Genomic DNA, 25,129 nt, shown 5'->3' with positions numbered 1-25,129 from the left:
CGCATCAAATTACTTCTGTTGTGCTGTTTTGTCGTTTCTTAGTCTAAACTCCAGTAATCAGAAACTTCAAAAGATAAAGTCATATAAAAAACTATATTCTTTGTGATATTACTTATTTGGCTGGGGACGAAAATTGTAAGGAAAGCGTGTTAATTTCGCTTGTTTTAGCACGGGTAGAAAAAAAAGATAGCCAGCAGATTCCCAACGCATAGTAATATCAACGACAAGGCTTCGTGATGGGAAATACTGGTGGCTATGCCGAAATTTAATTACAATCAATTAATAGCGCAATTCCAAGATTTTCGACAAAAAATCTATAACTGTTTTGAATCGTGCAGTGATGCCTGTATGAATTTGTTGGATGCGCTTGCGGGTAATACGGAAGCCAATTCCATTGCTGAGTTATCTTTAAGTCCTTTGTTTCCTAGAAGCTATAACTCTATTTATAAAGCAATATCTGAATCATTTAATACAAATTGTCAGGATACGAACAATAAAGTTGAAGAAACAGAAGAACAAAAAGAACCAAATAACTTAATTAGGGTGATATCTGAGTTAATTGATCAACCACAACAACGCCATTTTTACTTATTCGCAACTGATACAACACCACATCCGCGTCCTTACGCTAAAACTCTAGCTGAGCGTGGGTATATTTATCAGCCGAATACAATAAAAGGTAATAAACCTATTAATATTGGTCATTCTTATTCGATACTTTCTATTTTACCAGAGAAAGAAACTGGTAATGCTGCACCTTGGTCAATACCGATATCAGGAGAAAGGGTATCCCTTGATAAAAGTGGCGTTGAAGTAGGAAGCGAACAAATTAAAGCACTAATGTGCGATTCATCACTTCATTGGCAGGAAAAATTGTGCGTATTAGTAGCAGATACTGCTTATAGCCACGGGGTCTAACACGAAGAAATTGAGCCAGCCTTATAAAACGAATACCCGACTACGCCCACTAATAAACAGAACAAAGGCTGGCTCAATTTCTAGGGGACAATGCGTCAACGTTCATTTCTCTTTGAGCAGTCCAAACATCAAAATTTGGTAATCGTCGCTAGATGTCGTAGTAATCGAATTTTCTACCAATCTCCACCTGTTGAGGAGTCAAAGAAAAAACGTGGCTGTCCAAAAAAATACGGTGAGCGATTTGATTTAGCTGATGCTGAAACTTGGCATCTTCCAAACGAGACAACACAAACACAGCAGACAACTCGTAAGGGTCGTCTTTTAAAGATTACTATCCAAGCTTGGCATCAAATGTTGATGAGGGGAACCAAGCACCAAAAAATGTACCGTCATCCTTTTACTCTGATCAGGATTCATGTGACTGACGATACCAATCAATCTATCTGGAAACCCATGTGGTTAATTGTCATGGGCGACCAACGTGAAAAAATTTCACCTCCGGTCGCTTACCAAAGCTATAGACAACGATTTGATATTGAACACATGCTGAGATTCGGCAAGCAGCGTTTGTTGATGACTCAGTTTCAAACTCCAGATATCAAACACGAGGAAAATTGGATACGATTAGTCATGCTCGCTTACCTTGAGTTGTGGGCTGCAAGGGACTTAGTAACACACTTACCTAGACCGTGGGAGCGTTATTTAGAACAAAATAATGATAAAATTGTAACTCCAAGTGTAGTGCAACGCGATTTTCGCTCGAATTATTTCAGAGATTGGTACACCCGCTCGTTCTCCCAAAACCCGAGGAAATTCAATCGGTCGAGTTCAAGGTCAGGTTCAAACGCTACGAACTAAACATCCTGTTGTCAACAAGCAGTCAAAATCAACACCTAATAAACAAAAAGCTACGTAAAGTTTCTTAGGTTTGAAACGTTAAACTCAGTTTCACTCAGTTTGAAAAATAACTGAGGTAACTTATGATGCCTTGTTTTTGGTTCGCGATAATCCTTCGCGAACAAGCTTCTTTTTGTCCAAAGTCCAATAAGTTTAGTAAATCTCATGAAATGCAGCTTTTATTTGATGCACTAGATGCTAATTTTCTCATAAAAACTTGAACAGTGCTTAACACAATCGATTACTGTTACTAATCTAAGCAATACCTTCTTGGCACGTCCCTTCTTAATAATATGTTTGTACTATAGGGTGGCGATAAGCCGGAGGCTTGACGCTTCGCGTATCGCACTGTGCCAGTTGCGTAAGTCCTGTTATTGAATTTAACGGTGAAGAAGACCATATCCATGTACTGTTCCAGTACTACCCACAAATGGACTTATCCAAATTCGTCAACAATATTAAATCTGTGTCTAGCCGTAGAATTAGAAGCGAATTTGCGGAACACGTTAATCAAATTTACTGGAAGGACGTTCTTTGGAATGAATCGTACTTTATTGCGTCTTGTGGCGGCGTAACTGTTTCTGTCCTACGTCAGTACATCGAAAATCAAAACTCCCCCAACTAGCAGCATATTTAGTTTGCTCGTAAGAGCAGTGCTGCCTTTCCTCGCTCCGCATTGGTCAGGCAGCCTACTTCGACTCGCTCGCATTCTTCCCGACGCTCACCATAAAGGGTAGAGCGCGGGGCTGCTGCTGGTGAAGCTCAAAAAATTATCACAAAAAATTACCAAGTCAAAAGAAAAATCAAAGAGCGACTTGAAAAAATTGTCAAAAGAAAAATTTGCCTGTGAAGCAGATGCAATTCCGGCATTAAACAAACTATCAAAACAATTTAAATATTATCAAATTGTTGAGAGTCAAATAACTGAGCAAACATCAGAGAATCCAGACGAAAAGCAAGAAAAATATTATCACATATCAGCAATTATATCTCAGAATGAAAGTAAAATTAACACGGAAACAAGAAGTGCAGGACTTCTCATGAATCATTTAGGATTGCTATAACAGTGGATATCTTTCCAAGATATATTGGTAAAGCACCCACTGTCATCATTGTATAAAGATTCTACAACGTCAAAAACATAAGGGACAAACGTTGTAGACGTTGCGCTATAAAGATAAGGCTTCTAGCCGATTAAGCTAAAAATGAGCGAACGGTAAGTAACTTGACAAAACCCCTCAATATTAGTCCAACAGTTGTTCTGCCTTCGCCACCACGTTATCTACCGTAAAGCCGAACTTTTCGAGGCAGACATTACCGGGAGCAGAAGCGCCAAATCGGTCAATGCCGATCACAATACCTTCGTCACCAGTATAACGACACCAGCCAAAGGTAGAGCCTGCTTCTACAGAGATCCGCTTCTTCACAGCTTTGGGCAATACTGACTCTCGATACTGGTCACTCTGCAAATCGAACAGTTCCCAACAGGGCATCGAGACAACACGGACTTTCTTACCTTCACCACGTAACTTTTCGGCTGCCTTAACACAGAGTTGGGTTTCGCTACCCGTCCCGATCAGAATTAAATCAGGCGTACCCTCACTATCTGACAGAATGTAAGCACCCTTAGTCACACCTTCAATAGAGGTGCCAGCCAAGTTCGGCAGTTTTTGTCTAGACAGACCGATAAGCGTAGGCCCACCACGATGTTCAATCGCTACCTTATAAGCACCAGAAGTCTCGTTACCATCTGCTGGGCGAATTACTACTAATTCCGGAATGGTTCGGAGGGAGGCGAAATGTTCGATGGATTGATGAGTAGGGCCATCTTCGCCGAGCGCTATAGAATCGTGGGTCATGATATATAGGACACCCGCGCGGGAAAGATTCGAGATCCGAATTGCACCTCGCATATAGTCGGTAAAAGTCAAGAAGGTAGAACAGTAAGGAATTAAGCCACCATGACCCGCAATACCGTTACAAATTGCTCCCATGCCGTGCTCTCGCACCCCAAACCACAGATTGCGGTTTTCATAATGACCTTTTTGGAAGTTCCCAGACGATTTCAGAATGGTCTTGTTGGAACCGGAAAGGTCAGCAGAACCGCCAAAGAGTTCTGGGATGATTTCGGCGATCGCATTTAAGCACTTGCCTGAGTGATCCCGAGTGGCTTCCGCTTTATCTTCCGGCGTGTAGGTAGGGAGACACTTATCCCACCCATTAGGGAGTTTAGGACTCAGCATTCGCTCCAGTGTTGCAGCTTCCTCTGGATGCTTCTCTCTATAGGAGGCATAGAGTTTGCTCCACTTCTCTTCCCACTTGACTCCACGCTCAATTGCCTTCCGGAAATGGTTGAGCGCCTCTTCTGGAATAACAAATGGCTCGTACTGCCAACCCAGGTTCTCACGAGTGGCTTTTACTTCATCTGGACCAAGGGGTTCGCCGTGAGCTTTGTGACTATTTGCTTTATGAGGAGAGCCGTAGCCAATTATTGTACGAACCTTAATCAATGAGGGTCGGTCGGTTTCTGCCCTAGCGGCTTCGATTGCCCGATGAATTGCATCCAGGTCAGTGTTACCATCGGCTACGAATTGAACATGCCAGCCATAGGCTTCGTAGCGCTTGCCCACGTCCTCAGTGAAGGCCAGATTCGTTTCGCCATCAAGGGAAATCAGGTTATCGTCGTAAAGGACAATAAGTTTACCCAAGCCCCAGTGCCCAGCTAAGGAGCAGGCTTCCGAAGCCACCCCCTCCATAAGGTCTCCATCACTGGCAATAACGTAGGTATAGTGGTCAATGATGGGGAAATCGGGTTTATTAAAGCGGGCAGCGAGGTGAGCTTCTGCGGCTGCGATGCCGACGGCGTTAGAAATGCCTTGCCCCAACGGTCCCGTTGTCACTTCGACCCCAGCGGTCTCGAAATCTTCTGGGTGACCCGGAGTTCTCGACCCCCACTGGCGAAACTGCTTGATATCATCAAGGGTCATGCCATCGTAGCCAGTCAGGTAGAGCAGGGCATACTGCAACATACTGCCGTGTCCTGCAGATAGCACAAAGCGATCACGATTGAACCAGCCTTGATTTTTCGGATTAAACCGCAGGAAGCGATCCCATAGTACAAAAGCCATTGGTGCTGCGCCCATTGGCAAACCTGGATGACCAGAGTTAGCCTTCTCTACTGCGTCAATTGCCAAAAAGCGGATGGAGTTAATACATAGTTCTTCGAGAGATTGAGTTGAAGCTACCATAACTTATAGTTCTTCGAGGGACTGAGTTGAAGCTACCATAATTTCTTGTCTTTGAATTAATGTTTAAATTAATATTTAGCCCTTGCTCTAGTGTACTTGCCTTTGAAAGCTCTGCTCTAGTGCCAATACGATTCGATTAAGTTTGAAACGCTATTAAGTATAGAAGCTGTTTTTTGATTCTTTGCATTTCACAAAATCTTTTTTGTACTTGCACTATGGTGCTATCTATGTAATATCATAATAAAAGATAAATTCGCAAGCACTTCTGGGACTTCCAAAAAAACTAGGGTGGCAAAGTTAGCTGGATTAGCTGAACTTCAAGCTGTTCGAGGTAAGCACAAGGAGAGCGGCGAAAACGGAGTTGCTGAACTCCAACTTGAAAATGGGCAGTAGGAAAAGCAAACAGCATAAGTGTTTTGCTGGACAAGGAAAAATAGGTAGTACAGCAGCCTCAGAATATGGGAAGTAGTGATTCGTGTCAATCAGGATGCAACAGGAAACTCAGTTAACTGAACTTGATAACCAAGTACCTCCAACTGTCTGATTAAACGTTTTTTCTTCAACTCGGGTTTTTCTTGGCGTTCAAAATAAGAAGTGCCTAAATCCGAGTAAGGCTGTGAGCGTGAAATCAGATGATAGGCAATTACCAAAATTGAATGGGCAACAGCAACCGTAGCACGTTTAGCACCCCTTCGTGCAGATAAACGGCGAAATTGAGCTGCAAGATAAGTATGAGTTCGAGAAGCAGCCCATGCAGCTTGTACTAGGATAGTTTTGAGAGTCCGATTACCTTTACGGCTAAAAGAGGATAATCTTTTACCAGCACTCTCACAATTACCAGGAGCTAAACCTGCCCAAGCAGCTAAGTGAGCAGCACTTTTAAACCGACTCATGTCAGTACCAATTTCGGAAACAATTGCCTGTGCAGCAGTACGTGCGACACCATCCCTGGTGTCGCACGTACTGCTTGCTCAAAAGGGTGGAAAGTGGGTAGCTAGCTAGCGAGGTTTCCACTTATTAGTTCCTTTTCTAACTAGCCCCCTCCGAACCGTGCTTACGAGATTTCCAGGTACACGGCTCTCTAGTACTCCTATTCACGAGACGAGTCTATAGGTTGGTTTACCCGCGTGTATAGCATCATGGCATTGGGAGCAGACCATCAAAGTTTTCCTCCTACGTGCGGACATGATTTGCATCCATTGCGGTTTTTCTTTCCTACCTTTGATTTTGAGGTCTTTGAGGGCGCGAATATGGTGAACTTCGATATCACCTGTTGCCGCTACATTTTTCCCGGACAAAGCACAGGACTTCCTTTATCCCTGAGTAGGTTTCAAGGTTACTCTTTGAGGCGGTCATACCGCCCCAATCAGGACAATCCTGGACAAAAACTAGTTAATTGGTGGGGCGGTATGACCAAGGAAGTCCTGTGCTTTGTCTAGGAGTCACCCCTCCCCACAAATCTCGCATTCATCAGCTTGAAGCCGTTTAATTAGTTCATTCCTGAACGCGGGTTTTCGCGCTCGTGGCAGGTCTTCTATGGTTGTTTTTAGGTTGCGTTTTAGTGGTATACCACCAAAACGAGCCACTAAGGGTTTCTTGCCTTCTCTTGGGACGGTGATTTCAACACATTTTCTTAAACCATGTGGAAGTTTTACCGTCTTATGGTACTTCGCGCAGATTTTAGCCACGCTAGTTTTGTGTTTACAAGCAAGAGTTTTCATCAACGAACTCCACATAACCCATTGGAGTTTTCTCAGCCACGCGATGTTTTGAGCAAGGCTGTAGAATTGTACATACCCTCTATATTCTGATTGATAAATGTTGACGATAGTAAAATCATCATCATTTATTAATTCAGGGCGGTGAATGGGTTTACCATTTCTCATATAGAGAGAACATTTTTCTTCTACAAAGCTTGCTGGAATTCTTAGTCCAGTGATTCCATTAATTGAGCGTTTACCATTGGTATGCTTAGTATCGGAATATTGAACTATAATTCCATAACCTAAGAAGTTGGCTGCTTCGTTTCTGGCATTAGTAATTAAGGTCTTTTCTTCAGATAATTCCAATTGAATATTTTCAGCTAGGAATGTCTTCAGTTTTTCCTTGATTTCTTTTGCCTCTTGGAATGAACCAATAAATCCAAGTAGAAAATCATCGGCGTACCGCACATAATTTAGCCTTCTGTATTCAGGGTCACGGACATCTTTAGAGGGCATTTGCTGGTATTGAATTTCCAGTTGACGCGCTTTTTCAATTTGTCCCTTCTTCCTGTAATACCAAGCTTGTTTTACGAGTTTTGAGTACTCCGGATTTTCTGCCCTTGCTTTACCTCTTGTATACTCTGGGATGAGTGTCCGTTCGATAAACTTATCGAATTTATCAAGATAGATATTGGCGAGTATGGGTGATACAATCGCGCCTTGCGGTGTTCCGCTGAGGGTAGAATGATATTTCCATTGCTCACAATAACCTGCCTTGAGTAAGTTTTCAATCAATCTCAGAAAGCGGTTATCTTGGATTTTATCGCACAGAGTTGACATTAAGATTTTATGGTCTATGTTGTCAAAACAGCCTTTGATATCTCCTTCGATAAACCACTTGGTTCCTTGCCATGTACGGTCTATTATTGTTAGTGCCGTATGGCATCCGCGTTTTGGTCTGAAACCATGACTGCTGTCGGAAAATTGAGGTTCATAATACGCCTCTAATATCAAGCGTATTACTTCTTGAACCAATTTGTCTTTCCAAGTAGGAATACCCAGCGGTCGAGTTTTCCCATTTTTCTTAGGAATATTAATTCGCCTCACTGGTGTCCATCGAAATCGTTCGGATCGAATCTCTTCTATGAGAGTTTCAATCTTTTTCATGGACATCCCGTCCGCAGTCTCCTGAGTTACCCCAGGCGTCATCGCTCCAGCATTTTTATAAATGCGGCTATACGCTAGGAGGTACAAATCGGGATTGAACAATTGTCTGTAGACATCATCCAATGGTAAACTACGATAGCCTCTGTCTCGGATTACATTTAACACCGTTTCGGCGTTTCGCATCTCGCGTACCTCTCGGTTAAAAATGTTGGAAATACCTGTTTCCCTTCGCCATGTGGACGGCTTTCCCGCCCTCGGACTACTATGGAAACTCTGTAGTCATAGGACTCGCGTCCCGTAGACCATCCCGCGCTTCATCAACTCGGTACGTAACAGTGTGATTTAGGTGTCCCACTCATTCGTTAAGCTATCTCATCGGTAGCTGACATCGTTTGAAGAAGTTGTGTGGTTCAAATGCTTAAAACTACACACAAACGATTATTCCTTTTAGGCGTTGTAGGGATAGGTAATCGAATATACCGTCAGAATTGGGCTTCAGGTAGTTTAGCCTTCACCTTGTCACACAAGTCTTGCCGAGCAATAGTTTTAACGCCTTCTCTCTATTCCCGGCTTTACCAACATGCTGTTGTCCCTTTTGTCTTTCGACTCTAGGTAAGTTGGTTGACTTAGAGACACTCTTCTTAGTCTCTCCCAACTTGGTTGGGGATACCGCGTTAACCGTCGCGGCGCACGTATTCCTCGATTTGAGCATCAAACTTTTTAATCACCTCATCAATACTCTCAACCCACATTCCGCACCCAGTAGTGTCACATACTATAAGCCGTGGACAACGGTCTGGCGAAACAGTACAGATGTATTACAAAAGAGAGAACAAAAAAGTGCGATTGCGCAAAGCGCAGACGCCAAAGGCGTATCGCCAATAAAGATGAGGGAGATGCTATTAGTATCGTCTTAAGGTATGCTGTTAAGTGAAAAACGAAAAAAAAGAGCATAGACTCTCAAGAGATATCTGCAATTCCTGTGAAGATATCTCGACAAAGATAATAGTACCCACACGAGTTAATTATCATTTAGTCAAATAAATAATAGCGGCGACAAGCTGCTGGAAAAAACTCTAGTATCCACAACCTTTCATTTGTGAGGTTGCATATCTGTTTCAGCCCATTAATAATCACTAAATGAACTGCTTGAAAACACTGAAATATCCATCTTAACGTGGGACGATTCGTCAAAAAACCTAATTGATTTTTGATTCCAGATTTAGCAGCAGACAAAGCTGTGCGTAATTGTCGTTGTGCCAAAGTGTAAACTAATAAACACAAACCCATCACCATTGCCAAGGCTTCTATTCTTTCTGGGGACTTCAAAAAAACACTATCGGTAAAGAATAAAGGGTCTTTGAGAAAACCAAATCCCCGTTCACAAGACTGCTGTGCTTTGTACTCAGCAATCATTTCATTATGACTAAGTATAGCTTTATCTAAAACGTTAGTGGCTAAGACAAACCTTCCTGCACAGCGCTTCTCAGCTTCAATAACACTTTCTACTTTTTCTAAAATAGCGTTGAACTGGTAACACTTGTGATTTAGTTGTTCCCATTCAAGATTTTTCTTAAGTTTTGTAGTGGGATTCTTGCTAATACTAATATTGGTCAATTGGTGATACTTTAATTGTTTAGATAGTTGTGCGGCAGCTTTCATTGCGTCTTGATAACAAGCAAATTCTTCGCTCCTCAACTTCTGCAACTTCTTCTGGGCAGTAGTTTCTAATTTAGAAATCCGTTTTTCTAACTGCCGCAGATCTGCTTCTTTCCTCGCTTCACTTTCTACGACTAACCATCGTTGTTCTACTCCCCCATAGTTACTTGTTTTCATAACGAAGGAATAACCACTGATTTGACTCTTAATAAATTCAGTAGAATTAAGTTGAGATATTACTTGTTTAGCATATGCTACAGTCAATGGTACTCGACATAACCACTTGAGGTTTTTCATCAATGCAAGGTTTGGGGCACTGTACAATGCACTATCCGCAATCATTAAGGTATCTAGTTCAATTTGTTGGCGGAATTCTACTAGCAGCTGAGCAAATACCTTTTGGTCTGATTCATTTCCAGAAGCAACTCTGAGGAATAATGGTACATCTCCATCACCACTACAAATTAAATCTAAAATAAACTGCTTCAAATCTGGTCTATGGTCTCGTGAGTAACCATAGGTGATATTTATTGCTGGCGGAGATACTGTTGCAGTTGCCTGTTCTTCCGTTGAGTCAAAATTATTTTCTTTGTTACTTGTGAAAGTCACTTCAGGTAAGCTGGAATTGTACTGTCCGTGCAGATGAAATGAAGACGAATCCAAGTGTGCTGATTTCAGTGATACATCAAACTTTTTTATGGCAGCTAGCGCTACTGACATGAATACTTGGCTCAACCCTTTCATGTACAGTTGGTCAAGCACTCTCCCTAATCTGTCATCATTTAGATATTTGGGTTTTATACCTTCTCCAATGAGATGTTCGCAAGCTTTTCCTTCAAAAAATTTCGAGAATATATACAGTGGTCCTGACACAAATCCCAGCCCGTTTAATATCATTGCCTTGACTGCATGTCCGGCACTTATTTTTTCTTGTGGATGCTGTCCCAATAGCTGATTTATCTGCTCGACTAAACCAATTTCATCAATCATTCCTGCCACCAAACCAAGGTGGTCGATATGCGCGAACTTCGATGCAATCACCTGATTTCATGTTCCGTTCCGGGGAAAAAGCGAGGGCAACTATTTCCAGTTTTTCAGAAAACATGACTTAGTTAGCGATAGCTTCGCTGCTGCCTTCGGCAGATCGCATGACCGTAAGTGCATAACACTTACGAAATATATGTTTTACTTTTGACAATTTTTATATGCGTAAACCTTAGCTTACTACGATCGCAAGATATGTGACAGTTCAAGGTGCGGAATGTGGGCACTAATACCACTTTCTCTCCACCGTTGCATCAGACGACGCAAGCTTCGCGCACTAATACCCAGTTTGGCTGCTGCTTTTTGTTGAAGTTCTCGATAGCTCAAAATATCCTCTGCCGCTAGCAACTGTTGTACCACTTCTAATCGCTTTCGCTCTTGCTCGCTCAACCCATTCACTATCTCCTTGACGCATTGTCCCCTAAAAAATCAGGCAGCCTTCAAGCCCCCTGATTAATCGGGGGGACAACACGCATATCGTAATAAGGCTGCCTGATTTTTTTACGTGTAAGACCCCCGTGACCATTACACTTAATTCCTTGAAACAAGCTAACAAATACACCTGGGCTCGGATGCGCAGAGCAATCACGTATTTTTCGCCCCAGCGGTCATTTAATTTGGTATTTTATCAATATTTCGGTCATTTAATTTAGTATTTTTTTCGCTGCTCTCTTTTTCGCCCAAAAATTTGCTCAATCCCTCTCCCACATCGATTTCACACAATTTCAGAGCGGTCAGTTAATTCGGAATCGAGGTCAGTTAATCTGAAACTCGACAACATTTTTTTTCACTTGTGAGAAATCCAGGTTTGAGTAGGAACTCTACCATCCTCTTGTATCTGTGGTTGCTCAGGCTTCTTGCGGCGGCGTAGCAAGCGATCGCGAATTTTCCCAATCACGATATAGAGAATTGGCACGACAAACAAACTTAAAAAAGTCGAAACAAGTGTCCCGCCAACAATAGCTGTACCAAGAGATTTTTGGCTAGCCGCCCCTGCTCCTTCGGGATTGAGCAATGGCCAAACACCCAAAATAAAAGCCAAGGAAGTCATGAGAATTGGTCGCAAGCGCTGTTCTGATGCTTCTATCGCTGCTTTAGTAATTGAACGCCCTTCCTCCTGCAACTGGTTAGCGAACTCCACAATCAGAATCGCATTCTTACTTGCCAAACCAATCAGCATTACCAAACCAACCTGGCAAAAGATATCGTTATTTAGACCGCGCATGGACTGCGCCGCCAACGCTCCCAAGATAGCCAAGGGAACTGACAGCATAATAATGAAGGGGTCAACGTAGTTTTCATACTGAGCAGCCAGCACTAGGAAGACGAAGACAAGACCCAAACCAAAAATCAGAGGTGCTTGACCGCCAGACTCTAGCTCTTCAGCCGTGATCCCCGACCATTCGTAACCAAAACTTGATGGTAAAACCTCCTTTGATAGTTGCTCCATCGCTTGAATTGCTTGTCCGGAGCTAAAACCAGGAGCCGCTGAACCATTGATTAAAATTGAGCGGAACAAGTTGTAGTGGTTAATTGTTTGCGCTGCGGTCGTAGGAGTTATCTTCACCAGATTGCTTAGAGAAACCATTTGGTTATTCGCAGAACGGACATACAATTGACCAATATCGTCAGGATTGGAGCGAAACTGTGCATCTGCTTGCACATACACCCTATAAGTCCGCTGTAGGTAATTAAAGTCGTTGACATATCGCGACCCCAAGTAACTCTGTAGCGTATTAAAGATATCGTCTACATCGACTTGCAGCGCTTTGGCTTTATTACGATCTACTTCAATCAAAAGCTGAGGCGTATTTGCGGTAAAAGTGCTAAATACAGGTTTTTGCAATTCTGGTCTCTGATTTGCACGCCCAAGCAACTGACCCATAGCTTGCAGCATATTATCTAAACCACCGTTGCCTCTTCTATCTTGTAGCTGATACTGGAAGCCGCCAAAATTGCCTAAACCTTCAATTGAGGGCGGATTCACTGGAAAAATACTTGCTTCGGTAATTGTCGATAACTTTGCCTGTAATTTGTTGATGATTCCTTGTGCTGACTGATCTGGCTCATGACGCTCATCCCAAGGCTTGAGGGTTGTAAATATTGCGCCGTTGTTAGCACTGTTACCAGTAAAACCAAAGCCTCCTATAGCGAAGGTACCTTCAACTTCAGGCAATTTGAGGATTTCTTCTTCTACCTGAGCCATGACTTTACTGGTGTAGTTGAGCGAAACCCCCTCAGGTCCCTGAATAATGGTGATGAAATAACCTTGGTCTTCTTCAGGGATAAATGCTGTAGGTACGCGCAGGTAAAGCCAACCTGTCAGCCCTAAAGACAAGATAAACAGTACTACTACGACTGGTTTGAAACGATTTAAGAACAACAGCGATCGCTCGTATTGCCTGCGCGTCCAATCAATAAAGTTATTAAATTTTCCAAACACCCAGCCGAACCAACCGCGTGGTCTTTGCCCCCGACGCAGCAGCAGGGCTGAGAGCGAAGGAGTCAGGGTAATGGCAAGAAAGGTCGAAATTGCCATTGAGAAGGCAATTGTCAGCGCAAATTGGCGATAAATCTGTCCTGTAGAGCCAGGGAAGAAAGCAACAGGGACAAAGACTGCCATCATCACCAACGAAGTGGCAATCACCGCTCCAAAAAGCTCACGCATTGACTCGGAGGCTGCCTGACGCGGCGACAGTCCTTCATCCTCAATCAGGCGAGAAATATTCTCAACGACGACAATTGCGTCATCGACGACTAACCCAGTCGCTAAAGTCAGACCAAACAAAGTCAGAGTATTAATTGAAAACCCAAAAACTTTAATAAAGGCAAAGGTACCAATCAGTGTTAGAGGAATGACAACCACAGGAATAAGAGTCGTGCGCCAGTCCTGTAAGAAGATAAAAATGACCACGATTACTAGGACAAGCGCCTCAAACAAGGTCTTGACCACTTCTGCTAGCGACTCTTCCACAAACAAAGTTGTGTCAAACGCTACTTGATATTTCATCCCTGGGGGAAAACTTTGAGCAAGGCGTGCTATTTCGGCTCTGACTGCCTTGGCAACGTCTAAGGCATTACTTCCCGGAATAGTAAATATCCCGACACCTACGCCCTCTTTACCTCTAAACCGGAAGAAGTTGTTGTAATTTTCTGCTCCCAGTTCCGCCCGACCCACATCTTTAAGCTTGATGAGCGTGCCATTCTCACCTGTCTTAAGAACCATTTCATTAAATTCGGTTGGTTCTGTGAGTCTGCTCAGCGCTCGCAGATCTATTTGATACATCTGGTCTTTTGGACTCGGCTGCTGACCGATTTGCCCAGCACCCACCTGTATGTTTTGTTCCTCCAGGGCATCGATCACATCCTGAGCAGTGAGATTACGACTGGCAAGACGTTCCGGGTCTAGCCACAGACGCATAGCATAGCGGCGTTCTCCAAAAATCTGTGCTTGACCCACACCGTTGATTCTTTTGAGGGCATCTACTATGTAGAGGTCGGCGTAGTTGCTTAAAAATACGTTGTTGTACTCGTTGTTTTCGCTATATAACCCTATCCCCAAGAGGATGTTGCTAGACTGTTTGGTAACTGTGACCCCAGTTCTCTGCACAGCTTCTGGCAACTGAGGGGTAGCTTGGGATACCCGGTTTTGAATATCAACCGCCGCAATATCTTTATTACGCGATGGGTCAAATGTAACTGTAATCGTACTGGTACCATCGTTACTACTACTCGAAGTCATGTACTTCATGCCCTCGACCCCGTTAATCTGCCGTTCTAGGACAGTCGTCACGGTGTTTTCTACGACCTCAGCACTGGCACCGATGTAGTTAGAAGTAACGTTAATTTGAGTTGGACTGATTTCTGGATACCGCGCCGTGGGTAGTGTAGGGATGCTGATTGCTGCTACCAGCAAAATGAGGATCGCGCAAACACTGGTAAAGACAGGTCGTTTGATGAAGAAGTCAACGAACATAGGTCATAGAGTATTGGGGAATTGCAGAATAGGGAGTAGAGGAAGTAGGGGGAGATGGGGAGGTGGGGAGTGTAAATTCCTCCTTGTCCTCTTCCCCTTGTCTACGAACACTCCCCTCAACGGGAGCCAGCTACGTGGTGAGGCAGCGCTGTCTCACCTTGTCACCATAGCTAAGATTCAGGAATAACGGGAACACCATCCCTAAGATTGAGTAACCCCGAGACAATAATTCTGTCTCCTGGCTCTAATCCTTCAAGAACTTGGTAGTTATTACCTGTAATGTTGCCTAACTTCACGCGTTTTTGCTGAGCTACCAGCTCGACTGCCCCTTGTTGCTCTCCTGGTTTTTTTTCTCCTTGGGGAGCTTTTTTTGGTGCTGGTGCTGCTAGATAGACAAAAGTTTCTCCTGCCACACGAGTCACTGCTGTTGTTGGCACTAATACTCCTGGGCGCTGACTCCAGATTACTCTCGCTCGAGCATACTGATCTGCGAGCAGTTGATTTTTTGAGTTATCAAAGAGTGATTTAATCAGAATAGATTGCGTATTATTGTTAGCATTAAGTGCAATAAAAAAGACTTTAGTCATACTTAGGCTTTTGCCTTGTGTATCCATGACCTGGACTGGCGTTCCTTTACGCAGTTGAGGTCCTCGCTCAATTGGCACGAAGATATTTAATTCTAAAGGTTGGTTTTGAGTGACAGTAACTAATTTTGTAGACGTATTGACAAAATCACCGACTTTTACTGGTATGTTCCCAACTGTGCCGGCAAAGGGAGCTGTGATTTTATAGTACTGAAGCTGGACTTGTTGTTCTCTAATATTAGCTTGTGCTTGCTTTAGGGATTTTTCAGCTTGGTTAATATTGGCTTCTTGTGCTCTAATTCGCGCTTCTATTTCACGGACAGCAGCTTGTGATGTTGCCAACCTATTAGCATACTGCTCACTAGTTTGTCGAGAAACTGCTCCTTGAGATGACAAATTAGTATACCTTTCGTAGTCCTGCTGATTTAATTTCAAATCAGCTAGTTTAGATAAACGTTCAGCTTCCAACGATCTGAGGGTAGCGCGGGCGTTCTCCACTTGTGACCGAGCGACCTCAGCAGCTGCGTCCACACTACTGACAGCTGCTTGTTGTTCTCTGGGGTCCACTTGGATAATCGGATTTCCCGCAGCCACTGTATCTCCCGACCTAACAAATATTTGGGCGACTTGACCCTCCACTCTCGGCTGAAGAGTCACAGAACGGCGCGATTCTAAGCTAGCAACATACTCTGAACTATCCTCAATGGTGCCAGCTTGTACTGTGGATACTTTAACTGGGACTGCTGGCGGTTGAGCATTAGCAGTTGTGGGTGCTGTCCTTTGAGGAGTCAGCCAACGCCAAAGTGCAAAGCCTCCGCCTGCAAGTAGTGCTAAGGCTAACAATAACCAAAGCCACCTTCGCGGTTTGCCGGGTGGCTCTTCCAATTGCATCTCTTGACGGCTGTCTTCAAGATGAGTTTGAGACTCGGGAGATTTCATGACTTACAAGGCACCTACGAAAAAATGAACTGGAAGAAAATCAAAATTGGAGCCGTTGATAAAGAAATAGCTTGATTAGCATAAGGCTCGTACGGGAACCACGTAGTAGTCCCAATACCGTTCGGTTAAGATATTTCTTCCTTGAGGCAGCAGGGGTGCAGGGGGGCTTTACAAAGGTAGGTATTGTGTATTTGGTCATTTTTTGACTATTTCAGCCAATGCTTAAATCCTGAAACAACCAAATTACGTTAAGCAATTGAGAATTTTCTCAACTATTTTCGCTCTGCCAAAATTTTCATAGTCAAATTTTAGGACTGGCTGAGTTAATGGATGTTCTGGCAGTATAGATGGTGATTTACTTAAAGTCATGTGGCATTAACTCGATTTTAAGAGTGGCGATGGCAGTTCGGACTGCAGCAACGAAATACCGCATCAAATCCCAGCGCTTGTACGTAAAGCAAATCTACATAAGTACTAAATGCTTAAGTTTGCCAAACCCACATTTACATAAGTAGAACGGTTTAAAAAAACCAAACTATGTGAAGATAAGTAAATAGGTATGATGTATCTAGCACGGTAACAAGGATATGGGCAGCCGTTTAAGGGTATTTCTAACTCCAGAACAAGATAAAACTCTTTTCAACCTGAGAACGGTAGATGTACCGCAGAAAGTGAAAGACCGAGCAGAAGTAATTAGATTGAGCGCACATGGTTAGTACGTAGAGAAGATAGCGGCTCACTTTAATTGGACTGCACAAACGGTGCGAGAAGTTTTGCATAGATGGCAAAAGCTAGGTTTAGAGGGACTTTGGGAAAAACCAGGACACGGAAGAAAACGGAAGTGGACTGAAGCTGACATGACGTTTTTAGAAGAATGTTTAGAACAAGAACCACGCACATACAACAGTGTTCAACTAGCCCAAAAATTAGAACAAGAACGTTCGATTAATTTAAGTCCTGACTGGTTAAGACAGGTACTTATTTGAACATTGCAAACATTCACGGGGAGCCAAAGCGAAGGAGCATCTCCTGCATGGCAAAACATCAGATTGCAAGCATTTTCTTGAGATAGGCACAGCGCAAAGGCAGATTCTGGTGCCTGTTTCCGCCTTCCATTACACCCCCGAAATTTTGGTTTTGCAGTGGTCAATTTGCTTCACCGATAACGTACCTTTCCTAACCCTATCCTCATAATGGGGTAGTAACAAAGTAATGCTGTAGGACTACCAGTTTCTAGAATTTATTTGAGTGTTACCCTCTCAAACAATAGCATGAAATCTTCTTCACAACAAATGTATTACAGTTTACTCTTTTATTTTTTTTATACGAAGAAAGAAAAATATTTAGTATAAAAAAGCATAATAAATAATTGATTGTTCTAGAATGCTTGGATTATGAATCAAAATCATGTAAGTAAGACGTAGGAAATATTTTTCCTTTAGTATAAAATTAATTAGGCATCTATTTGCTGGCAATTAGCATTATCTATATTTTAGTTTAAGCATTTAATTGAAGCAGTAGATGATTTTTGATGGTCTAAAAGAGTAGAAAGTTACCTTCAAGCCCTTTCAACGCTTATTTATCAACTCTGAAGCGCATTAATAGTTGCTCAAAAGTATCAGAATAATCAATATAAGAGTATAAGTGAGCAAAATTTATTCTGGTATGGTGGAGAAAAAATTTGGTATTGTTTCAGGAGAACAAAAAGTTTTCCCCAAGGAGCTAACGCTAAATATTTTGTAGTTTATGAGAAGGAGTCAGAATTTAGAATTCAGAATTCAGAATATCCCCACGGATAAATCCGGGGGTTTCAAAAAAGATGCTCCGCACTTTTATTTCTCCATACTTAAAAGTAGGGGCTTTAAACCTGGACTCATCCGCCACTCGTACAGGAGCTATTCTGACTCCTGACTCCTGACTTCTGAGTTCTTTTTGGTAATACTATTTTTTGAACCATGACCTTAGCCTGTCCAAGTGGTCATAAGGAACGTGGATTTCGCTATTTGGTAGTTTATTCCCCTAGCGTAGCCGCGTCTGCCATCCGTGGTCACGGGGTCTTACACGTAAAAAATTTGGGCAGGCTTATAACTACGAGTACCCGACTACGCCGACAGATTAACAAACAAAGCCTGCCCAAATTTTTAGGGGACAATGCGTCAACAGCAACGCATAAATACTGCTGAAACTGCTCTCAATAATCTAGCTAAAAAACCGGGGGACGACCGAGAGCAACTAAACCATAAAGTAGAAAACATTCTCAAGCGCTATCGTGTCAACAATTTCTTCTCAATCACTATTACAGAAGAAACCTCTGTATCGCGACTGTATACAATATGGGTTGATGCTGATTTTGACGGCAACCCATTCATGCACTGGGTAATGGATTTTTGTCGTTGGATTGTGCAGGTAGTTATACGACCAAAAGAACCTAGGGAGTTTGTATTGCTACCCAAACGTTGGGTGGTCGAGCAAACCTTGGGCTGGCGAACCCGAAGGGTGTCACTCGCTTCGCTCAAATTCAAAGTTCAAAATTCAAAAAGGGTCGGAGATTGAACAAGGACTATGAGCTACTTCCTGAAACCGCAGAGACTTTTGTATACATTGCCATGATTCGTATTATGGTAAGGCGATTAGGATAAAATCTCACCCTCCATAACTTTTCAAACATCCTCTTAGTTACCAAACTGGAGCATTCTACATCGCCTTAAAGTATCTCAATTGCATTAGAAAGAAGTTTAACTACCGGTACTATTCGAACTGCCATAACGAGCCTTGAAATGGAGTTGATACCAGATGACTTCAAATAAATTACTATTAGAACTACCAGAACATATGTCAACTCAGCCAGCCCTAGAATTTGACTATGGAAAGCTGGACACTGAAATCCAAGTGGTTGTTCAAAAACGCACCAGCGAAATTAAGAATTTGATGCGTCATACAACCCAGGATATTATTGAAATCGGGCAGAAGTTGACTGATGTGAAAGCTCAATTGGAACATGGAAATTTCAGAAATTGGTTAAAGGCTGAGTTTGATTGGAGTGTTAAAACTGCCAGCAGATTTATGCAGGTGGCCGAAAAGTTCAAATGTGTCAAATTGGCACATTTGGACATTGCTGCCTCAGCCCTTTACCTCCTGGCCTCTCCCTCTACCTCTGAAGAAGCTAGGGCAGAAGCACTCAAATGCGCAAGTCTGGGTGAGAACATTACCTATACCAAGGTTAAGGCAATTGTTGCCAAGTATAAGGAAGCAGCCAAGGCCAAACCTAAAAAGCTTGTCACCTTTGATGTTCATGTGGAAACTGTAGAGTGCGATTTAACCAAATCTACAGAGCAAGAAAGGAATCAGACTTCTAATGTTCCCGACGTGCTTGTTGATCTGACTGGAAAAGAAACAGAAACACGTTTGCTATCAATCCAAGATTGGGAGTCTTTTTCAAAATCTAAAGATAAAGATCTTGTACCTACCGTAGAGAGAAATAGAGAGCAGCTTGAGGATACTACACCAATACCAACTTACATAGTAAAGAAAACTGCAAGCGCTCAAACAAATCCTGATACAATCACTACTGAAATAGAGATGAAAATTAAACAACTCACACCAGAGCAACTGGCTTCGGTTATTATAAATTCTGCTAATTCTGGATTGAGTAAGCGCCATCTGCAAGCCATAATCACAGCTGCTCAACAAGTACTTAATCTAGAAGTATCGGCTCAATAAGTAGGGGTAGCAAGGTTCAGAGATGATTTTTGAAGAAGGTTGAAGAAGCCCAATTATACTTAATCTACGACCACGACGCTTTGTTTGTTCTAAGCATTTTTGCTTTCCTCGTTGGTAATAAGTATAACTTGGCTCACTCCAGATGCAAAAACCCGATTCATCCAAATACTTCAGGTCTATTTCTCCAGTGCCAGCAAACAATTCCAGCATATCTAGGTCTGCTTGCTTGATTTCTCTGGTTTTTGGGTCTTGCTTACCTTTGTGGCTTTTTCTTGTTCGCTTCCAAATAACCCCCTTTTTTGGCGTAGATATAACGTAGACTTTGTTGGCGAATAAAAAAAAGCTATGCATTTGGGTTAGCAAGGTGAGGGTTAGTAGCGAGAGCTAACTCTTGCCAACTAAGTAATGAGATTCAGCAGAGCTTTTTTGGTTGGTTTGTAATCACCACTAGCCTTATCGTGTAATACATGGAGATAATGATGCTCAAACGAGATATAAGCGGGAAAGTTCGCGCTCAAGAATGATGATTATCGCTTGGTGCGTTCTTTTGTATCGTCTCAATCAAGAATAAAAGTGAGGCTATTTGAACGGGTGCTGGGGTTCATCAACGCAGCTGCTCAACGAGCGTTTCAAAAGTCTTCACTGGGTATACATACCAATTTTTATAACACAACATCTATCTGTGGGGAGAAATAATATTCACTACAACATCTGCTTTTGGATAGATGCAAGAGCATAATTGATAATACATCATACTAGCATTAACTAAACAGCAAGTATCATGCAAATAAAAAAATTTGTCTACAACTTGTAAGAACCTACAGAAACGAATGTCTGTACCTACTATCTTGTTTAGGAAATAGGAAATATATAGCGATCGCCTCACTCGAACAACAATAAATTACACCGTTTTACGTTGTTTTGCTACGTTTCATGAGTCTCCCTACAAACCCTTCCCCTTGGCAAAGCCTGTGCCAATACAGTGCGTTGCAGAATGCAAATATGAATTAGGGCGATCGCATGGTAAGCATCGTCCATTGCGTATTGCAAAACTTCCAATTCTTTGAAGAAGAAGTCAGAAGACAGAATTCAGAATTCAGAATCAGTTGGATGGGGATTCAAACCCCAACCAACTGTGGACACCGTGTAGACAGTGGGGATTCAAACCCCTTACTCATCCGCCAGTCGCACAGAAGTTCATTCTGACTTCTGGCTCCTGACTCCTGAGTTCTCCTGTTGAGTGCTTCTCCTAACGACTTTCACAATCCCGATAACCATCTTGTGGATGTAACTGGCGACGGCATACCCGATTGCCTGCTGGAACGACTGCTTGTCCGATACGAAGTGATAATTATGAGCAATATCTTAATGGTTCCCGTTCATCTAAATGCCTTGTATCTGCCACAGGAGCAGCAAGTGGTAGAGGCAATGGCAGACTTTAGCCGTCAACCTTATTTCAATGGGCAGCGGGACGTGAACCCTGATGTTGCAAACATCAGTGAAGAGATTGTTTCTCAACCCTTCCAAAATCAAAACTTACCTTTGAACGCAGATATTCACTTGCATTGGGCTTTACCCGATGCTTTGACGAAAACAGTTGGCATCCGGGTAGTTAGAAAGCAAGTCTTTGAAAAAACCTTTCAAAGTCAGGGAGAAGGTATCTGGGAAGAGTTAATTACTAAAGGATGGATTAAGAAGATTGATGATACTCAGGCAAGCGTAATATCTAAAGATAGAAATAAAGAAACGCTCGAAAATCGTTGGGAGGCTCACAGAAAAGACATTGAAGCGATTTTGAATCAACCCCTAGGAACGACTTTCCCACCAGTGCCTAACCGCTGGCTGGTGATACGTAGTGGTAATGGAAAGGACTTAGAAAAATGGGTAGTGGAGAGTGATTACCTCTACCCTGAGGGTCAAGAGAACCCTGGTAGCGTCAACATCATTTACCGAGCTGATCCCGATAAGAAAAAATATCAACCCTTCCGCTACCTGGGTAGAAAAATATCTTGGGAGGAATGGTCGCCCGATACCAACGCTGACTACCTGGAGTGGCTAACGGCTGTAGGTCACGAACAGCTTACCTCAGTAGGTTACGGAGATCCAACTTTTGCTGCTTTTTATCCCAACTGCCACAGCGTCTTTGGATTTTACGACAACTACACGGGTGATGTTAAGGATCTACAGTACGACATTATTGGTTGGTACAGTAAACCGGAACTGGATTATTTAAGTACTTTTATTAAACACTTTAAAAATACTTATCAAGCGGAGAATAACCATGATCCCACTAATAAAGAATACCTAAAAGCGATCAAAGAAGAATTTAAATGGGCACTGACTCCCGCACCTAATGAAAAGTTATCAGATTTGGAGCAGATTCAAATGCTCTGCTATGCCCGAATAACGTTTGACACATCTAAAAGTAATGGTTCTCCCACAACTCTCAGCGACCAAGTCACTATCGCTGTCGGTAACACGGGAACAGAGGCTTTGTCTGCTTACTTAGCCAAAGAATTAGCTAAAGAATTAACCTCAGAATCAGACGAACAATTCAAGAAAAACAAATCAATCATTGAAGAGCAGTTGGAAGCGCTATATCTAGCTCCTAGCCTCGAACATCGCCACTTAGATATCGGCTTCAAGTTTAAAGAAGCGCGTCATAGTAAAGGCTTTAGTGCGGTTAAGAGTGGGATTTTGTGGACGATTAGATCGGAAACTGTCTTGTCTTCCCCCGCTAATGCTACCGATGCTCACAACCAAGCACAGATTACTTTACCACACAACATAGCTCACCTGCTCAACACCCTGAACTCTGAGCAGCAGAAGTATAACCGCGCCCTTGACGAAATTGAATCAATGCGCGAACGGCTCTTTTCAGATTGGTACAAGTATATGCTTTGTGCCTATCCTCCTGAAGATAGCAAAGATGACTACCCGGATATTGATGCAGTTAAGTACTACATCAAGGAACAAGGTATTGCTCCTTTAAAGCAAAAAATTGAGGCTACTGGAGATCTGAGGTTGGATACAGATGCAACCGGGAAGATTGCTAATGCTTCTGCCAACTACAATTCCTCTTTGTCTAAACCCTCTTTGGCTGAACAATTAGCAAGAGCTATCAATGAGCTAGTTGCGGCGATTGACAATCACAACCAGAATAAAAAGACAAACTACGTTCTTAGGCAAGTATCTAGCGCTCGCTATTATCTACCCAACGAACCTGTGGTGTTGATAACGGGTGAAGGGGATGATGTTAAACTGACCCAGCGACATGGTTATAATGAATTGCTGGAATGCAAAATCTTACCAGATTCCTCAGTTCAAGATCCAATCAATAAAGATGTTATCGAGAAAATAATAGATGTAATCCAAAACAATAATAACAGTCTCTTCCCGAAAGAAAGCATCGCCTTCAACACCTGGACGCAAAACCCCTGGCATCCTTTTCTTCTGGAGTGGGAAGTGGAGTTTTTTCCTACCTATAATAAGGGAAATCTCTATTCGGACAGCAGAAGCTATAAGCAAGACTTCATTACTAAGAATTACACGCTAGCTGAACATGAGGTTGACCTTTCTATCCTAAAAAATGGGGACAAGACTACACAATCTGCCAATGTGTACAGCGGCTACAGCATTTTAACGCCCCATGCTGGTATTCAACTCAAAAAAAAGCTAGAAGATTATTTACAAAAGGCTGAATTGAAAGAGCAAAACAAGAAATTACTTGATACTTATTACCAAGAAGAAAAGATTCCAAAGGAGCAGCAAACTCAGAACTATCTTAGCCAAAATATTGATAAAATTAAAGATTGGTATCAGGGCAAACCTGATGATAAAAACGCGCAAAACCCAGTTTATACTGCCCTTTGCGCTTACCAGAAACTCCAAAAACTGAACTACCTTTCTCAAGCTTTGGGAGGTTTTAACGCAGGCTTGCTCATGCACAAGCAGACGATGCAGTTAAGCGTTGCCGATCCGCTGGGTTTTGACGATTATCAGGCGTTTGCCCAAGAGGTGCGCGATGCCGTGCAAGATAGTATCAGGATTGCTCCCCAACCTTTAAATGATTTTAACCCCATCCGTGCTGGGGAAATGAAGATACTTCGTCTAGCGCTGGTTGATACTTTTGGACAGAAAAGAAACTTCGATTTCAGCCAATCCAATTACAATCTTGTTACTACAGAGTTAATGGGTTCTGCCAGGGATTACAAAGTAGTTTTGCCGCCTCGCTTGGCGCAACCTGCTCGAATTAATTTCCGCTGGCTTTCTGCTGACAATGGCAACCAGGAAATGAATGCTCATCCGGCTACAACACCAATTTGCGGCTGGATATTGCCGAATAATTTAGATAGTAGCTTGATGATTTACGATAATCAGGGGCAAGCGTTGGGGTCAATTGACCAGAATGCAGATTGGGAGGCTGCACCTGGTAGTATGGCTGCGGTTTACTCGGTAAGTGCGATCGCCAACGAGCATCTGAGGAAGGTGGTGGAATACCTTGCCGTAAAACCGGATGAAACTAAAGAGCAAAAACAAAAAAAACGAGAATTCCTAACAATACCTTCGCCAAAAAAAGAGGATAAATATCTCAATCCCAAAACCTCGACTACTCGTCCCAGGCACTTACAAGAAAAAAAATGCAAGGGCGCAAGTCCTACGCGCTTCGGGCGCTTGACGATCTCCACGCGCCAACTCGTACACTAACTCGTTATTGAAGGTTGGGCATTTTTTTATTTGGATCTCTCCCAAGTGGCGAACCGGATGACGCTTCGCTCTGATAGGCGGTGTCGGGAACGGGCTAGAAAAATTTTTTGTGTGGAACCTCCGGGTGATAGCAGCCCGCCCCGACACTCCGCTGTCGCCGCCCATCAGCATCCGGTTCTTAAATGTAACAAAGAGTATTAAAAGAAATGCCCAAAGAGCTAACCAAGGGGATAGGTGGACAACACCTTCTCAACACAGAGGGCTTTTGTAGTAGAGTTGTTGTCTTCCCAAACGACAACTCAAAAGCTACAACAAGCCCATGTTTGATATACTATCATTGCTACAATGCCTGCTACCGCAAATAAACGCTACGACGATGCGCCAGTTGAACCAGATAATCATGGGCATGTTAGCAATGAGTGGCCGAGTCACGATGTTGGGAATCTCTCGTTGGACTGGTCTTGGAGGCAGTTATCGCACAGTATATCGATTTTTTCACACTGTTCTACCTTTTGGACTTTGGACAAAAAAGGTTAGTTCGCGTATTATATTCGCGAACTAAATGAT

General features: G+C 42.8%; 14 protein-coding genes and 4 pseudogenes. 9 read left to right on the top strand and 9 right to left on the bottom strand.

Translation table 11 applies throughout. The features are described from left to right. Positions 1-255 precede the first annotated feature (255 nt). From DP117_RS36485 to DP117_RS24295, 3 genes and pseudogenes are all read left to right on the top strand, one after another. Positions 256-1,834, top strand: a pseudogene (locus tag DP117_RS36485) (transposase). Between the two features lie 309 nt (positions 1,835-2,143). After that, positions 2,144-2,440 carry an IS200/IS605 family transposase gene (gene tnpA / locus DP117_RS24300; RefSeq protein WP_282440322.1) on the top strand — a complete coding sequence of 99 codons (297 nt, stop codon included), beginning with the start codon at positions 2,144-2,146 and terminating at the stop codon, positions 2,438-2,440. Positions 2,441-2,570: 130 nt separating this feature from the next. Beyond that, on the top strand, positions 2,571-2,879 hold the full coding sequence (locus DP117_RS24295; RefSeq protein WP_169220805.1) for a hypothetical protein: 309 nt from the start codon (positions 2,571-2,573) through the stop codon (positions 2,877-2,879). A 180-nt stretch (positions 2,880-3,059) separates the two neighbouring features. Here the strand turns inward: DP117_RS24295 and tkt are convergent, their stop codons facing one another. The 8 genes from tkt to DP117_RS24255 form a co-directional block, all read right to left on the bottom strand. Continuing rightward, on the bottom strand, positions 3,060-5,063 hold the full coding sequence (gene tkt / locus DP117_RS24290) for a transketolase (protein ID WP_169220804.1): 2,004 nt from the start codon (positions 5,061-5,063) through the stop codon (positions 3,060-3,062). A 482-nt stretch (positions 5,064-5,545) separates the two neighbouring features. Further along, positions 5,546-5,956 carry a transposase gene (locus tag DP117_RS24285; protein WP_248277803.1) on the bottom strand — a complete coding sequence of 137 codons (411 nt, stop codon included), beginning with the start codon at positions 5,954-5,956 and terminating at the stop codon, positions 5,546-5,548. 201 nt (positions 5,957-6,157) lie between these two features. Then, a complete protein-coding gene (locus tag DP117_RS37365; protein WP_348983007.1) occupies positions 6,158-6,361 on the bottom strand; it encodes a hypothetical protein in 204 nt (67 codons plus the stop codon). A gap of 144 nt (positions 6,362-6,505) precedes the next feature. Continuing rightward, on the bottom strand, positions 6,506-8,116 hold the full coding sequence (locus DP117_RS24275; protein ID WP_169220802.1) for a reverse transcriptase/maturase family protein: 1,611 nt from the start codon (positions 8,114-8,116) through the stop codon (positions 6,506-6,508). An 849-nt stretch (positions 8,117-8,965) separates the two neighbouring features. After that, complete coding sequence (locus DP117_RS24270; RefSeq protein WP_169220801.1) at positions 8,966-10,633, bottom strand: IS1634 family transposase; 1,668 nt, start codon at positions 10,631-10,633, stop codon at positions 8,966-8,968. Positions 10,634-10,816: 183 nt separating this feature from the next. After that, positions 10,817-11,035, bottom strand: coding sequence for a helix-turn-helix domain-containing protein (locus DP117_RS24265; protein ID WP_169220800.1), 219 nt, complete (start codon positions 11,033-11,035; stop codon positions 10,817-10,819). Positions 11,036-11,423: 388 nt separating this feature from the next. After that, entirely contained in the window at positions 11,424-14,612 is a 3,189-nt protein-coding gene (locus DP117_RS24260; RefSeq protein WP_169220799.1) for an efflux RND transporter permease subunit, read from the bottom strand. Between the two features lie 170 nt (positions 14,613-14,782). After that, positions 14,783-16,135, bottom strand: coding sequence for an efflux RND transporter periplasmic adaptor subunit (locus DP117_RS24255; RefSeq protein ID WP_169220798.1), 1,353 nt, complete (start codon positions 16,133-16,135; stop codon positions 14,783-14,785). Between the two features lie 728 nt (positions 16,136-16,863). On the opposite strand from DP117_RS24255, the gene DP117_RS24250 reads away from it, so the two are divergent. The 4 genes and pseudogenes from DP117_RS24250 to DP117_RS24240 all read left to right on the top strand — a co-directional run bounded on the left by DP117_RS24250 (position 16,864) and on the right by DP117_RS24240 (position 19,855). Then, positions 16,864-17,121 carry a helix-turn-helix domain-containing protein gene (locus DP117_RS24250; protein ID WP_339380970.1) on the top strand — a complete coding sequence of 86 codons (258 nt, stop codon included), beginning with the start codon at positions 16,864-16,866 and terminating at the stop codon, positions 17,119-17,121. A gap of 1,165 nt (positions 17,122-18,286) precedes the next feature. Beyond that, positions 18,287-18,688: a hypothetical protein gene (locus DP117_RS36480; RefSeq protein ID WP_248277807.1), complete on the top strand. Its 402-nt coding sequence runs from the start codon at positions 18,287-18,289 to the stop codon at positions 18,686-18,688. Beyond that, positions 18,679-18,774 (top strand): annotated as a pseudogene (locus tag DP117_RS36475) (IS5/IS1182 family transposase); the annotation flags it as partial. The gene DP117_RS36480 and the pseudogene DP117_RS36475, both read left to right, overlap by 10 nt. Positions 18,775-18,928: 154 nt before the next feature. Next, positions 18,929-19,855 carry a DUF3102 domain-containing protein gene (locus DP117_RS24240; RefSeq protein ID WP_169220796.1) on the top strand — a complete coding sequence of 309 codons (927 nt, stop codon included), beginning with the start codon at positions 18,929-18,931 and terminating at the stop codon, positions 19,853-19,855. 36 nt (positions 19,856-19,891) lie between these two features. On the opposite strand, the pseudogene DP117_RS24235 reads toward DP117_RS24240, so the two are convergent. Continuing rightward, a pseudogene (locus DP117_RS24235) lies at positions 19,892-20,191 on the bottom strand (hypothetical protein); the annotation flags it as partial. Between the two features lie 900 nt (positions 20,192-21,091). Here DP117_RS24235 and DP117_RS35555 point away from each other — a divergent pair. Further along, on the top strand, positions 21,092-24,562 hold the full coding sequence (locus tag DP117_RS35555) for a hypothetical protein (protein ID WP_211176313.1): 3,471 nt from the start codon (positions 21,092-21,094) through the stop codon (positions 24,560-24,562). 319 nt (positions 24,563-24,881) lie between these two features. Continuing rightward, positions 24,882-25,076: pseudogene (locus DP117_RS24225) on the top strand (transposase); the annotation flags it as partial. Positions 25,077-25,129 lie beyond the last annotated feature (53 nt).

This window comes from Brasilonema sp. UFV-L1 (assembly GCF_012912105.1).
Lineage (GTDB): Bacteria > Cyanobacteriota > Cyanobacteriia > Cyanobacteriales > Nostocaceae > Brasilonema.
This window is presented reverse-complemented; position numbering and strand designations above follow the sequence as displayed.

Excerpts from the sequence above, each read along its gene's own strand:
- tkt (WP_169220804.1), bottom strand. The coding sequence starts at position 5,063 with ATGGTAGCTTCAACTCAATCTCTCGAAGAACTATGTATTAACTCCATC.
- DP117_RS24285 (WP_248277803.1), bottom strand. The coding sequence starts at position 5,956 with ATGAGTCGGTTTAAAAGTGCTGCTCACTTAGCTGCTTGGGCAGGTTTA.
- DP117_RS24275 (WP_169220802.1), bottom strand. The coding sequence starts at position 8,116 with ATGCGAAACGCCGAAACGGTGTTAAATGTAATCCGAGACAGAGGCTAT.
- DP117_RS24260 (WP_169220799.1), bottom strand. The coding sequence starts at position 14,612 with ATGTTCGTTGACTTCTTCATCAAACGACCTGTCTTTACCAGTGTTTGC.
- DP117_RS24255 (WP_169220798.1), bottom strand. The coding sequence starts at position 16,135 with ATGAAATCTCCCGAGTCTCAAACTCATCTTGAAGACAGCCGTCAAGAG.
- DP117_RS36480 (WP_248277807.1), top strand. The coding sequence starts at position 18,287 with ATGCGTCAACAGCAACGCATAAATACTGCTGAAACTGCTCTCAATAAT.
- DP117_RS24240 (WP_169220796.1), top strand. The coding sequence starts at position 18,929 with ATGACTTCAAATAAATTACTATTAGAACTACCAGAACATATGTCAACT.